This is a genomic window from bacterium (Candidatus Blackallbacteria) CG13_big_fil_rev_8_21_14_2_50_49_14 (assembly GCA_002783405.1).
Lineage (GTDB): Bacteria > Cyanobacteriota > Sericytochromatia > UBA7694 > UBA7694.
In genome coordinates this window covers 20,754-34,533 of record PFGG01000065.1, presented here as the reverse complement: position 1 = coordinate 34,533, position 13,780 = coordinate 20,754, and the positions used below count along the sequence as shown (strand labels likewise).

At 48.5% G+C, this 13,780-nt stretch carries 14 protein-coding genes; 4 read left to right on the top strand and 10 right to left on the bottom strand.

The annotated features are described in order from the left end of the window. Positions 1–25: 25 nt before the first annotated feature. On the top strand, positions 26–715 hold the full coding sequence (locus tag COW20_17090) for a hypothetical protein (GenBank protein ID PIW45960.1): 690 nt from the start codon (positions 26–28) through the stop codon (positions 713–715). 89 nt (positions 716–804) lie between these two features. Next, a complete protein-coding gene (locus COW20_17085) occupies positions 805–1,338 on the top strand; it encodes a hypothetical protein (protein ID PIW45959.1) in 534 nt (177 codons plus the stop codon). A gap of 100 nt (positions 1,339–1,438) precedes the next feature. Here COW20_17085 and guaB read toward each other — a convergent pair whose 3' ends face one another. The 6 genes from guaB to COW20_17055 all read right to left on the bottom strand — a co-directional run bounded on the left by guaB (position 1,439) and on the right by COW20_17055 (position 7,828). After that, positions 1,439–2,878 carry an IMP dehydrogenase gene (guaB, locus tag COW20_17080; protein PIW45958.1) on the bottom strand — a complete coding sequence of 480 codons (1,440 nt, stop codon included), beginning with the start codon at positions 2,876–2,878 and terminating at the stop codon, positions 1,439–1,441. Between the two features lie 60 nt (positions 2,879–2,938). Next, positions 2,939–3,934: a hypothetical protein gene (locus COW20_17075; protein PIW45957.1), complete on the bottom strand. Its 996-nt coding sequence runs from the start codon at positions 3,932–3,934 to the stop codon at positions 2,939–2,941. 45 nt (positions 3,935–3,979) lie between these two features. Further along, a complete protein-coding gene (locus COW20_17070; GenBank protein ID PIW45956.1) occupies positions 3,980–6,052 on the bottom strand; it encodes a hypothetical protein in 2,073 nt (690 codons plus the stop codon). Between the two features lie 185 nt (positions 6,053–6,237). Further along, positions 6,238–6,984, bottom strand: a complete 747-nt coding sequence (locus tag COW20_17065; GenBank protein ID PIW45955.1) for a hypothetical protein — start codon at positions 6,982–6,984, stop codon at positions 6,238–6,240. Positions 6,985–6,997: 13 nt separating this feature from the next. After that, positions 6,998–7,357, bottom strand: coding sequence for a carbon storage regulator (gene csrA, locus COW20_17060; protein PIW45954.1), 360 nt, complete (start codon positions 7,355–7,357; stop codon positions 6,998–7,000). 6 nt (positions 7,358–7,363) lie between these two features. Beyond that, positions 7,364–7,828 (bottom strand): flagellar assembly protein FliW, encoded by a 465-nt coding sequence (locus COW20_17055; GenBank protein PIW45953.1) that lies wholly within the window; start codon positions 7,826–7,828, stop codon positions 7,364–7,366. A 140-nt stretch (positions 7,829–7,968) separates the two neighbouring features. Here COW20_17055 and COW20_17050 point away from each other — a divergent pair, with 140 nt between their 5' ends. Then, entirely contained in the window at positions 7,969–9,051 is a 1,083-nt protein-coding gene (locus COW20_17050; GenBank protein ID PIW45952.1) for a type IV pili twitching motility protein PilT, read from the top strand. Between the two features lie 94 nt (positions 9,052–9,145). Next, positions 9,146–9,886 (top strand): hypothetical protein, encoded by a 741-nt coding sequence (locus COW20_17045; protein ID PIW45951.1) that lies wholly within the window; start codon positions 9,146–9,148, stop codon positions 9,884–9,886. Between the two features lie 58 nt (positions 9,887–9,944). On the opposite strand, the gene COW20_17040 is transcribed toward COW20_17045, so the two are convergent. From COW20_17040 to COW20_17025, 4 genes are read right to left on the bottom strand one after another with little or no spacing between them, the layout of a single operon-like run. Next, entirely contained in the window at positions 9,945–11,021 is a 1,077-nt protein-coding gene (locus COW20_17040; protein PIW45950.1) for a type IV pili twitching motility protein PilT, read from the bottom strand. A 12-nt stretch (positions 11,022–11,033) separates the two neighbouring features. Continuing rightward, positions 11,034–11,564 (bottom strand): hypothetical protein, encoded by a 531-nt coding sequence (locus COW20_17035; GenBank protein ID PIW45949.1) that lies wholly within the window; start codon positions 11,562–11,564, stop codon positions 11,034–11,036. Beyond that, a complete protein-coding gene (locus tag COW20_17030; protein PIW45948.1) occupies positions 11,561–12,835 on the bottom strand; it encodes a serine--tRNA ligase in 1,275 nt (424 codons plus the stop codon). The genes COW20_17035 and COW20_17030 overlap by 4 nt, the downstream gene beginning before the upstream one ends. Then, a complete protein-coding gene (locus tag COW20_17025; protein ID PIW45947.1) occupies positions 12,835–13,548 on the bottom strand; it encodes a hypothetical protein in 714 nt (237 codons plus the stop codon). Before COW20_17025 ends, COW20_17030 begins: the two co-directional genes overlap by 1 nt. Positions 13,549–13,780 lie beyond the last annotated feature (232 nt).

Sequence of the window (13,780 nt, the reverse complement as noted above, 5' to 3'; positions counted from 1 at the left end):
TCTCGGAGAGAGGAGATAGTTTCCAGTGGATACATTGGATGATGACGATCTTTGGCGCATAGATCTTTTCGAAGTTCTGGGCGTTTCTCAAGAAGCAGATAAAGACGAAATTCGCGCGGCTTACAAAAAATTGGCCAAACAATTTCATCCTGATCGCTTTCCTGCGGGTTCAAAAGAGCAGGAAGAAGCCAAAGAGCGCTTTTCCATGATCAATCGGGCCAATGATGTGCTGTTTAATGATGTTAAAAAGGCACAGTATTTGGATACCCGTCGTCTTTTGGCTGAGCATTTGGTCGCTGCACAAAACGCCGCTGCCGCTGCAGCTGCAGAAACTGCTCCTGCTGCTGCTGCTCCTGCTGCTGCTCCTGCTGCTGCAAAAGCTGAGCCCCACTCTCAGATTTCAGCCGAAGAATACAAGAAAAAACAGGCCGATGAAGCGTATCAAGAGGGGCAGGCCTTGATGCGGAAAAATCTTTTGGATGAGGCGATTACTGCCTTCCAACGGGCGATTTCAACCAGTCCAAATATTGCGAAGTACCATGCCGCTTTGGGGCAGGCCTATACCAACAAAGGTTGGAAAGGCATGGCTCAATCTGCTCTAAAACAGGCCTTGGTCCTGGATCCCAAAGACCCAACCGCTAGAAAATTATTTGAGCCCGAAAAACCCAAGAAAAAAGGTTTTATGGACAGCATCAAGGAACTCTTTAAAAAGTAGTTCCGTCTCATTAAAAAGGGTATCTATCCCTTCCTCTTGGGGTGTGCTATCTTGGAAAAAGTTTGATACAAAATCGATGGTAAAAAATCATGAATAAACACCTCTTCGTGCTTTCACTCTCTCTTACTACTCTTTTCAGTGCCTGTGACCTCACCAATAAGAATGCGATTGTTGTCAATGTGGGGACGCCTTCTGCGGCTCCCGCTTCGTCTTCATCTGGAACCACCCCTACTCCTGCCCCTGTGACAACCCCAACACCTGACCCCAGAGAAGTTGCCAAAAAACAGATCGAACAGGTTTTTCAAGATGCGACCAATGCCGTCAATACCGATGACCTGGATGCCTTGATGGCGGCATATCACTCTACTTCTCAGGAATTGGTCTTTTTTCAGAATTTAAAGGCCAGTGGTATTACCCAACTGGGCATTCGTATGGAAAATCAAAGTTTTGAAATCAGCGGTGTTTCTGAAGCGACTGCAACAGCCAGAATTCGTCGCAAGGTCACAAACCAAATGGGGACGTATGTTGAAGAAGTGATCGCAACCTTTAAAAAATCGGGTGAGCGCTGGGCGATCTTTTCAGTCGTCACCGTCAATGGTGATAGTGCTGGTTTTTCAAGTTAATTGTTTTAAACTTGGGGCACGAAACAAGTTTCACGTTTTGTGAGTCCCATGCAAAAGACCCGGCTTCAAGATTGAAGCCGGGTCTCGTTTTTTGAGCGCTTTATTTGTATTGGGCGTGGGGCGTGCTTTCGTGCCAGCCTGCGGGGCTGATGCGCACGAATTCAGCTTTTTCAACCATTTCTGGCAGGCTGTGTGCCCCTATATAGCTCATGCCTGAACGCAAGCCGCCCATCAATTGCCCGATGATTTCCCGCACTTCGCCCTTATAGGGAATCACGGTTTCGATGCCTTCGGGTACATAGCTGTCAAGATCTACCTGGTAGCCTTTTTCTGATTGTTGGCGGTTACGGGCCGCATCATAGGAGGCCATGCCGCGGTAAATTTTGACTTTTTGTCCGTCTTTGATACGGGTTAAGCCTGGGCTTTCTTCACATCCGCCAAGCAGTCCTCCCAGCATGACAGAGCTTGCGCCAGCCGCCAGGGCTTTGACCATATCACCGGAATAGCGAACCCCGCCATCGGCAATAATCGGAATATCTTTTTCTCGGGCGGCTTCAACACAGTCCATCACGGCTGTCAATTGAGGAACGCCTGAACCGGTGACAATCCGGGTTGAACAGGTTGAACCAGGGCCGACGCCGACTTTAATCGCATCTGCACCTGCGGCGATCAAATCACGGGTGCCTGCTGCCGTAGCCACATTGCCTGCGATAATATCCACCTGGGGAAAATCTGCTTTGATGGTTTCGAGGGTTTCAAGCAGGTATTTAAAATGCCCATGTGCAATATCAATCACGAGCACGTCTACACCGGCTTTGACCAATTCCTGGGTGCGCTCAAGATAGTCATTTTTGACACCAATGGCTGCTCCCACCAATAGGCGGCCCTGATGGTCTTTGATGGCGTGGGGAAATTCCAGGCGTTTTTGGATATCTTTGGCGGTTATCAGGCCTGTAATTTTACGGTCGGTGTCAATCAAGGGCAGTTTTTCGAGCTTATGTGCTTTTAAAAGTTGGCGGGCCTGCTCGTAGTCCATTTCTTGGGCTGAGCTGGTTTGTTTACAAATCATTTTTTCAAAGGGGGTCATGATCTGGGTTAGCAATGTCTCGGGGTTATCCTCAAACATCATATCCCGTGGGCTGACAATTCCACACAGACGGTTTTCTGCGTCAACGACCAGAAAGGAGGTGACGCCTCTTTGATACATGGCTTCACGCACATCTCCCAGGGAGGAGTTGACCTGAATGGTGTAGGGGTCCTGAATCACGAAATTATGCGAACGCTTGACCTTGGCGACCTCCCTGACCTGTTGTTCAATCGTGAGAAAGCGGTGAATTATGCCGATGCCTCCGAGTTCTGCCATTCGGGTCGCCATGGCGGATTCGGTGACGGTGTCCATATTGGAACTGACAATTGGAATATGCAGATTTAAGCGTCGGGAAAGCCGAGTATGGGTAGAGACATTGCGACGGCTTTCAATATCTGAATATTGGGGTACCAGTAAGACATCGCTATAGGTTAATGCTTCACGCATGATAATTCCCTTTCTTTTGCACTCAACGGGAGGCCGCTTGAGGCCTGAGCATTTATGCCGTTAATTTTATGAGGCTGCGAAAACCTTGATAATTTTAGAATACCCATAGGTTTTCATATCGTCTGAGGTCCAACTCAAGAGCTCTGCCATACGCCAGACCGCAAAACGCGGAGGTGTGGGGCAGAGTTGTTGGACGCCGGGTTTGTCGAGCCAGTTTAAAATGCTCTGACGGTCAAGATTTCGAGCCTGGGTGATGAAATTTTCAAGTGTATTGGTTGATTCACTTGCGTTACCCGCAATTTTCATCAACAATTGTGCAAGTTGCTCAGGGTTTTGTAGCACCAGCAGGGCAGAACGATCTGCGCTGAGATCTGCTTTGTAACGCCAGTTGAGTAAAGCATTCTGTACCGGAGGCGTAATATTTTCGAGAAAAGCCCCCATGGGATTGCGACGCAGGGGTTTGGTCAGCATGAGCTGTAAGAAGTCTGCTGCTACTTTGACGGCATGTTGATTGAGTTGAAAATGCCCCATTTCGTGCGCCAGAACGGCCAGAATTTCATGTTCTTCGAAGTTTTCCAGTAGCGTTACGGGAAGCACAATAAAGGGTTTGTCTGTGCCACCACTGAAAGTTCCCCAACCCGTGCTTGAAACCATATCTTCTGGGGAAATATACAAATGTGGGCGCAAAGTCATGCCCAAGGTTCGGCAGGCGACTTCCAATTTGGCATGTAGGTCTGCATACTGTTGTGGACTGGCCTGTATGCAATTGGCTGCAAAAAAGCTTTCAGGGAAGGCTTCCTGCGCAAAGTCCAAGAGTTTGCGAATAATATTATCCACGCCAGGCAGCGAGCGCAGATGCTGCTGACTGTCTGTATCGAGCTGGTGACGGTATACTGCTGGATCCAGATGTTGAAAGTGTGAATGCGGTGTTGAGCTCAGCATCAGTTTGCACTGAGAACAGCGAATTTCGATTTTGCTCAAGGTTTCTGGACGAATACTGTGGGTTTTTCCGCAGAAGGAGCAGTTAACGGTGTTCTGCTCTTGCACAGGGGTTGAATTCATGTCAGCAAATTCCTTCTATGGGTTTGGCGTGAGAACAGACTTGCATTATTGAGCTTCTCCCAATTTATTCAAAGCTTCAGCTGCAATGGATTGTACCCGCGTATCTTGGTCTTCACTGATAGAAATCAGCGGAGAAACAGTTTTTTGTGCCAAATTTCCAAGTGCTTTGGCCGCACGGCTGCGTACGCGATTGTCTTCGCTGTCGAGGGCATTGATCAAGGGTTGAATCGATTGATAGGCCAATTTTTCAATTGCTTCTGCTGCGGTTGAACGTACTCTGCGATCAGGATCCTGCAGGGCTGCAATCAGGGGAGAGAGTGCGCGCCCGTCTCCAACCTCACCCAAGACAAAGGCTACACTGGAGCGCATCCGGCTGTCTTCGTCCTTCAAGGCGGTCAGCAGTCTTTCCATGGCGTAATTGCCCATGCGGCCAAGAATAAAAGAGGCACTGGTACGCATCCGGCTGTCTTCATCCCGCAGGGAGTTGATCAGCATTTCAACCAATTGTTCATCTCCCAGGGCAATCAAGCTTTCAGATGCATTGGTGCGCACCTGAGAGTCTTCATCGCGTAAGAGTTCCAAAAGGCCAGGAACTGAGCGTCCGTCTGGAATATTGCCCAAGGCATAGGCTGCTTCAGCACGTACTTGGGCATCTTCGTCCTGCAGCGCCTCAATCAAGGGCTCCAAGACAATTTCTCCTTGGGACTCTGCTAAAGAGTAGACTGCTTCCAGACGTACCCGACTGTCTTCATCCCGCAGGGCATCCACCAATGAAAGCAGGGCCTGTTCTTCAAGTTGGAGCAGAGCCTGAACTGTTTCTGCCAGACGGATCCGCAATTTGCGAGTGGCTTTTGCTGCGTCCAGGCGTACGCTTTGGTCATCGTCGTTCCAAAGTGCGTCACGCAGGGGAGCAATGGCACGGTGATCCCCCAATTCGCCCAAGGACTTCGCCGCACCACAGCGCACGCGCCGAATCGGGTCTTGCAAAAGCTCCTGGATGACCTCTGTGGCATCTGAAATACCCAAATCAGTCAGGGCACGAATGGCTTCAAGTCGAACACTGCTGTCTTCATCCTTCAAAGAATGGATAAAGGCAGGAACGGCTTCAAGGTTTTTCAGTTCACGCAAGGCCCCTACGGCACGCCAACGCACCCGTTTGGCTTCATCTTCAATGGCACATTTCATCAAAGCTGAAATGGCTTCATCAGAACCCAAGCGACCCAAAGCTTGGGCCGCACGGGTACGGACACGCCGATCTTCGTCTTCAAGAGCTTTCATCAGGGGATGAAGCGTGCGAATATCGCCAATTTCACTCAAGGCCTTGGCTGCACCTGAGCGTACACTGCGCGTTTCATCTGCCAGTGCACCGACCAACGCATCGACAGCGACCGAACCAATTTTACCCAACATAAAGGCAGCAGCTGAACGCACCATTTGGGTTTCATCGGCCAAAGCTTCTACCAGCGGTTCTACAACAGTGGCATCGCCTTCGCGAATCAAGGCTTCAACGGCACGCGCACGAACACCGCTGTCTTCAAACTGCAAGGCAGCGATCAAAATCGGAATAGCGCGTTCATCATTGAGTCGGCGAAGTGCTTCTGCCAGGCGTAAGCCTACTTTGGGATTTTCTTCGTTCTCAAGGGCTTGGTAGAGAGCATCGCAAGCATCGGCATGGCCCAATTTTCCGAGTGCTTCTGCTGTTCGGCTGCGCAAACGATCATCAGGGCTGGAGAGCAAAGGTAAAAGTGCTTGAGCTGCTTCTTTTGCTCCCGTTTCACCCAAAGAAAAAACGGTTGCCAGTTGAACGTCGATATTGGCGTCCTGGCAGAGTTGAATGAGGGGCTGCACGATTTCAGATTCTTGTGCAAACTTGCGCAGGGCAAAAGCGGCGGCGGCTTTTACTTTAACATCACTGTCCTGTAAGCAGGGAATCAGAAGTTTTTCTCCCCCTGCGAAGGGAGATTTACTGATGGCATCGATGGCTGCCATTTTTTGTTTCGGATCTTCAGATGCCAAGTGTTTTTCCAAACCTTCTGTCTGTTGCATGGGGATGCCTTTCTGATTCCAAAAGTCTTCTGCTGCAGAGCGAATTTTAGGTGAAAAGTTGTTTTTTTTCACTTGTGTATCTTATCACAGAAGCCAGATGCTTCCAATAATTCAGATGTTATTTAAAGCTTAGTTTTTGGGGCTTGGTAAAGGTTTGGGAGCGGCAGACTGTTCAGGGGCCATGAGATAAATGGCCACCAGTGGGCTGCAAGCCGAGGCGAGAACCAGAATCAAGGACAATATAAGTATTTTTAGTTTCATGGTGAAATTTTTGTAAGATTTGGATCTGGCAAAGAAAAGAAATAGGCCATCAAGATATCCGTCAGACTGAGCAGGAGCAAAAGTCCTCCCCATTGTTGCCGCGTGAGCCCCCCTTCTTCCTGGGGGCTGAGGCCCAGGTAAGCCAGGCCGACATAACCGGCAAGAAAGCCTGTTCCCAATAAGATATTGGCGGGTTTTCCCTGGTAGAAATGCCCTGCTCCCGGCATAATCAGAGACAGGCTGGCGGCGAGACCGGGGCTGCGCAGAGGCGCTTCAGGTGGTTCGCCCAAAATTTGGTAGGCAAGGTCCTGACAAATGCTTTCAAGTGCTTCGGGCTTGCCGGTTTGACTGTTTGCGAAAATCAGCGTTCTTTCTTTACCCGTTTGTTGAGCGACGATCAAATTGACGGTGATCAGGTGGTTGCTGCCCTGCAGATTGCCCTGTACCAAAAGCTGAGTTTCTGGTACTTTATTTAGGATTGTTTGCCAGTCTTGAACTGCAGTGTGTGGCCCCAGGCGTTGACGTACATACCAATCAGGCCAGACATTATAGCGTTGAGAACGTATCAGAATTTTTTGAATTTGTGTGGAACATTGAGTGCCCATCGGGGCAGGAAAAAAATCCTGAACAATGACCGTTTCTCTGCTGCTTTTGGGAGCTGGTTCAGACCAAGCCAGGGTTTGCGGAAGAAAAACACCCAGCGCTAAGAGCAGCCTCAGGACTTTGTGCAAGGGGATAAACAACAGAGAGAATGCCTTATTCGTCAGAGCTTGTTTTGCCTTTCAGCTTTTTTCCCAATTGACGTAAATCTTCACTGGGCAGATCGATGGGATTTTGCCGTGCTTTGCGGGCTTCTTCACGCACAGCGCGCTCCTGTGGTTTGGAGACCGAACCTTGCATTGCTTGAGCTGCCGAAGCAAGTGTTTTGGGATCTTTGTGACTGGCGCGTGTATTCTCCTGACGAATTTCAGCATAGACTTCTTCGCGGTGAATGCTGACTTCACGTGGAGCTTTGATACCCAATTTGACGTGCCCGTCCCGCACTTCCAAGACAATGACTTCTACAGAATCGCCAATAATGATGCTCTCGTTGATTTTACGGCTTAATACCAGCATGGGTTTTTATGCATTCTCTGATTCAGAAGCTATTTCAGAAGGCACCTCAGGAAAAATCGGCAGCCTTAGCGGATATTGAGCGGCTTCCAGTACCACCTGGCGACCACGGTTACTCTGACGGTTGAAAATCAGGGGGGCAGCCAGGTTGGCGCTGATACGGGTAATATCTTCAGGAATGGTCAGCAAAACCAGAACAAAGGCTGATTCTGAAGTTTGAATTTCAAGCTCTGTGGCGATTTCATCGGGCAGGTCGAAACCGTAGTCTTCAACCAGGAAACGGGGTTCCATGACAATAAAGGCAAGTTCTGGGTCTTCTATTGAACGCAACCAATAAAAGGGGGTTTGGGGATCATAGGCAGAAAGGGAATAGCGTTTCAGGTTTTCAAAGCCCAAAAGGCCTTGGCTGGCGAATTCCAACTCTCTTTGCTGGTTTTCAATCCCCTGTGAGGTGGCTTCTATCGAGGTGGTCATATGCGTTTCCTGTGCAGAATGAAATTCATGGTCTCATCTTAGCACAGGCCAAGAAGGGGGCAAAGTTGACTATTTGTTGTGTGTTAGTATAGAAGCAGAGTTTGTATTTATTTGGGCTATCATATTGGGGGCTTAAATGTATGAGTAAAATTGATTTGCTTCTCAAGGTCATGATTGAGAACAAAGCTTCAGATCTTCATCTTTCTCCAGATAATCGTCCGATGCTTAGAATTGATGGTGAACTTCATCCTGCCAGTGAAACCTTTTTTACGCATGAAAATATCAAAACCCTAATCTATGACCTGATTGATTCTGAGCAACGCGCGGCCTTTGAAATCAGCCAAGATTTTGATTTCGCCTATGGCGTAGACTCTTTAAACAGTCGTTTTCGCGTCAATTTTTTTATGGATCGTAAGGGGGTGGGCGCTGTTTTTCGGGTCATTCCGAATCGGATCTCAAGTGCTGAAGAATTGGGCTTGCCTGATGTGCTTACCAAACAATTTTGCCACTACCATAAGGGATTGATTCTTGTAACCGGAGCAGGAGGGTCGGGAAAATCTACAACCTTGGCTGCAATGATTGATTATATTAACCATCATCGTTCGGATCATATTTTAACGATTGAGGATCCAATTGAATTTGTTCACTGGAGCCAAAAGTCTTTGGTGAATCAGCGTCAAGTGGGCAAACATACACAGTCCTTTTCACGCGCACTGAAAGCAGCTTTGCGAGAGGATCCTGATATTATTTTAGTGGGTGAAATGCGCGACCTTGAAACCATAGAACTCGCCATTACAGCCGCAGAAACAGGCCATTTGGTTTTCGGAACTTTGCACTCTACCTCAGCTCCCAAGACCATTGATCGTTTAATTGATGCTTTTCCCACTGCTGCTCAGGCGCAAATTCGAGCAATGTTGGCTGATTCTTTAAAGGGAGTGGTTGCTCAGCAATTGTTGCGCAAGAAGGAGGGAGGACGCCAAGGGGTTTATGAGGTTCTGGTCTGTAATTCGGCTGTGTCGAATCTTCTGCGTGAAGGAAAGACTTTTCAAATTCCTTCGATTATGCAGACGGGACGTAAAGTGGGGATGATTACTATGGATCAGGCCATTGAAGAAAAGTTAAAATCAGGGATCATTGATGCAGAGGAAGCTTATCTCAAAGCTTTTGACAAAAGCCGTTTTGCCCCTTTTCTCCAAGCATCAAGAGAGCTTCCCGTCACCTAAACTCAGTAAAAAAGGTTTTTCGTAAAAAATCTTATGCTCATTTCAATCGACAGTTTTATCTGCGCAATAGTTTTTAAATTGAAGCATGGGTAAGATGATTAGATTATTTCAATTGTTTTTAAGCAGTTTTTCACCGTTTGTTTTGTTTTTTGTTTTTCTGATTTTCAGTGCCTCATCCGTTTGGGCCACCACCCCACAGGAGCAGGCGCTTGAACGTAAAATCAATCAACAGTTGGATGCCATTCTAGGGCCTGGAAAGGCCCGTGTAACCGTCACAGAGAAACAAAACCGCCGCCAGATTCAAAGCCGTTCTGTTCAGCGCAGCCATCCACAGGTTCTGCATGAGCGGCTGGCCCGTGAAACACGCCAGGGCACAACACGCCAGAGCCGTGAGACGATCTATGGCTATGATCAGGCAGAGCAGCTTATTTCAAGCACTTCAGAAAGCCCGGCTCAGAAATCCGTTTCGGTGATCTATCAACCTCCCACGCAGTCAGAAGACAGTGAAAATCCAGATCCTCCTGTCGATCAGGATCTGATCTCAGGAATTGTGCGGACTCTTGCCCAAATCGATGAAACAAAAGGTGATCAGCTGAATGTGCGCGCCGTGAAAATGGATACCTCGCTTTATGAGCGCTTAAAGGCTGAAATGGAAAAAAGCCGTCAGGGAACCCCCTGGTGGGTTTGGGGGCTCTGCGCGCTTTTGGGCTTAAGCTTGGGCCTGGGGATGGGCGCGTTTATAACCCGCCGTCGTTATCGCTCACAGCCCTTGACCTATCCTGCTGTTGAAGCCTATGCTGTGAATTCTGGCGTTTCTGAGCTTCGGCAAGACTAAGGGCCCAAGCAAAAGGCCCTGGCGTTTCAACCAGGGCCTGAATCTTTTTGTAACCGAATTAACGGCCTGTGCCGTGAATGGCCCCACGTTTCCATTGTTGCAGTTCGTTGACATTGTCTGAAAGAGCAAGGGCTTCTTCAAATTCAATCGTGCCTTCTTCATAGTATTTAAACAAGGCCTGGTTCATGGTCTGCATGCCGTCCATCGCACCTTTTTGAATCAAGGTATAAATGGCGTCTAACTCATGTTTATACAAGTGATCGCGCACGGTGGGCGTTACCACCAGAATTTCATCAACAGCTACACGGCCAACTCCATCGGCTTTGACCGCGAGACGTTGGGCAATTGTTCCGCGCAGAACCGCAGCCAACTGCTTCAGAATCTGAGGCTGTTCATGCGGTGGGAAGGCGTTAATCACACGGTTGATGGTTTGAACCGCGTCATTGGTGTGAAGGGTACTTAAAACCAAGTGACCGGTTTCAGCTGCTTTCAAAGCAGATTCAATCGTGTCACGGTCACGCATTTCCCCTACCAGAATCACGTCTGGGTCTTGACGCAGAGCGTATTTGATTGCGGTTGGGAATGAGGCTGTATCATTGACCAGCTCACGCTGGGTAATGATACTTTTTTTATTGCGGTAAACAAACTCAATCGGATCCTCAATCGTGATGATATGAACATCCTGCGTGGAGTTGATATAGTCAATCATCCCTGCCAGGGTGGTGGTTTTACCCGAGCCGGTAGGACCCGTTACCAGAATCAAGCCCGTGCGTTCTTCTGTGAATTTCCGGATTTGTTCTGGCAGACCGAGGTTTTCGAGATTGGGAACATTGATGGGAATGACACGCAGAACAGCGCCGACATGCCCTTGTTCCATGAAAATATTGACACGGAAGCGGGCCAAACCACTGATCATGAAAGAAACGTCCATTTCGAAGCTTTTTTCAAAAGCTTCGCGCTGGGCATTGCTCAACATGCTGTATAGGGTGCGTTTGGTATCCGCGGGGGTCAGCGGGCGCATTTCTGTGGGTACAATTCGCCCGTCAATCCGCAACATGGGCGGGCAACCGACACGGATATGAATATCCGAAGCTCTTTTTTTGACGGCTACGCGTAGAAATTCATCGATATTCATGCTGACTCCTCTTTACCGGCACTCGGCCAGGGGTTTACCCATCATTTTACTCAAAGTTGGCAGGAGTCTGTAGAGGAATTTGATGTCCTCGGGCCGTGAGCCTTCCTGGTTCCATTCTTTGACCGTTTCACCTTGCTCATTGACAAAGACCGCTTCCAGTTGAATTTCCAGTGGATTAAAGCCACGTTCTTCTGCGCTGGTGGCATCGCCTTCGCCCTCATAGCCGGTGGCGAAACGATTGGTCAATGAAAAGGAGGCCAAACGATGAATCTCGTGACTCATGATTTGGTGATAGGTGGGAAAAAAGCCCAAGGTGAGGAAACGCTGCGAAGTGATCAGCTTGATCTCGCAAGAACCCATGACAGGTTTTTGCTGGCCAACCTCTTCACTTGATTCCAGGTGATGGTAGGCGATTAAAATCCGCTCTTCAGGCTGAATGGCAGCTTTGAAGGTGCGTTGAATCACCGTGCCCACCGGACCAAAGGGGGTGAGTTTTTCAAACAGTTCGTTTAAATTTTCAGGCAAAGAGGGGTCTGCGCTCATACAATCAGAGATTCTCCTCCCACATAGGGTTGCAATGCTTTGGGTATTCTGATTGTACCATCACTCTGTTGATAATTCTCAATCAGGGCAGCAAGTGTACGTCCAATCGGCAATCCAGACCCATTCAAGGTGTGCGGAAAGGCCGTAGAAGCTCCGACTTCGGGCCGGTAGCGCAATTGCCCCCGGCGGGCTTGAAAATCTGTGCAATTGCTGCAGGATGAGATTTCTCGGTATTTGCCCTGGCTGGGAAACCAGACCTCAATATCGTAGGTTTTGGCGGCATTGAAGCCCGTATCGCCTGAACAGAGCAGCACCACCCGATAGGGCAGTTCCAGTGCCTGCAGCAGACTTTCTGCATCCGATACCATTTTTTCAAGTTCATCAAAGGAATTTTCAGGTTCTACAATTTTGACCAGTTCAACCTTTGAAAATTGGTGCTGGCGGATAATGCCCCGCGTATCACGGCCAGCAGCTCCTGCTTCGGCACGGAAACAGGGAGTATAGGCGGTGTAATATTTCGGCAGATCTTCTTTTTCGAGAATTTCTGTGCGGTGCAAATTGGTCAAGGGGACTTCTGCTGTTGGAATCAGGAAGAAATCCTTAAAATTCAAACCGAACAAATCGTCTTCAAATTTGGGCAGATTGCCATTGGCCGTCATGGTCTCACGGTTGACCATAAAGGGCGGCAGAATTTCGGTATAGCCCCGTTTTTGGGTGTTGTGGTCGAGCATAAAGCTGATCAGGGTGCGCTCTAAACGGGAACCCCAGCCTTTCATCACCACAAAGCGGGAACCTGTGAGTTTGGCTGCCCTTTCAAAATCCATTATGCCGAGATTGACACCCAATTCGTCGTGGGCCTTGGGTTCAAAATCAAACTCAGCGGGAACACCCCAACGGCGGATTTCGAGGTTTTCGTTTTCGTCTTTGCCGGTGGGTACGCTGCTGTCTAAGGTATTGGGAATATTCAGCAGCAGTTCTTTGCGCTCATCTTCACAGACCTGCATGCGTTCTTCAACGCTTTTGGTTTCTTCGCCAATCACGCGAACTGCCTCCATTTGTGAGGAGGCATCCTGGCCTTGTTTTTTGAGAGTTCCAATTTCTTTAGAGGCCTGGTTGCGTTCCTGACGCAGCTGATCTACCCGGGTTTGGCAGCTGCGGTGTTCTTCATCCAGGCTCAAGAGCCGGTCAATAACAGCAGGATCCGCTTGTCGTCTGGCAAGCGAATCCCGAACCGGCTCAGGGTTTAGCCGAAGTGTTTTCAGATCGAGCATTAGAAAACTTTGTCAGCCAAAAACTCGCGATCGAGTACTTCAATCCGCTGGTGGCTGATGGCAATCGCGCCTTCGTTTTGCAAACGGTTCAGGGCCCGGGTCACCGTTTCACGTGAGGAACCGACCATATTGGCGAGATCCTGATGGGTCATGCGCAGCGAGGTCAGGGGGCGACCGGCATTCTGCTCTTCAATTTCGAGCAATTGGAAAAGGGTGCTGGCAACACGGCCATGCACATCTTTAAAGGCCAGGTCTTCAACCTGTTGGTTGATCTGACGAATCCGGCGGGTCAAATCCTTCATGATACGCAGTGCGATTGAAGGATTTTCGTTGATCAGACGCTCGAAATCACCTTTGCTGATGGCGAAGAGGTGGACATCGTTGTCGATCGCTTCTGCAGTTGCAGAACGGGGAAGATTGTCGAAAATGGCCATCTCACCGAAGAAATCGCCACCTTGAAGAATGGTCAGGGTTTTTTCGCGGCCGTCGATTGCGACTTTGGCGATTTTAATTCTGCCATTTTTGATGATATACAGGGTGTCGCCATGATCACCTTCATGGAAGACAATACTCTTGCGGGAGTAAATCTTTTCGGACATAATCGCAGCTACACGCTGCAGACTGTCCTGATTTAGGGCACCAAAAATAGGTACCCGGCGCAGAAATTGTATTTTCGCTTCTAAATCCGTTTTTTTACGTGAATCCATTACCATCAGCTCTGTTTCTCCTGAAAAATTATCGCTCAATTAACCCAAGATTAAAAAATGATCATGGGGGGTGCTGCTTTAATTCTAGTACATGCATCCTTGCAGGGTTGGTGATCAAAGTAACTAAAATCAAAAATTTTGTGAGGGATTAAACTCACAAACATCATTAAAAATATTAGCTTATAATTTTCTCAATTCAAATATCTTCTGGATCTATTCTTAAAAATTATTTAATCTC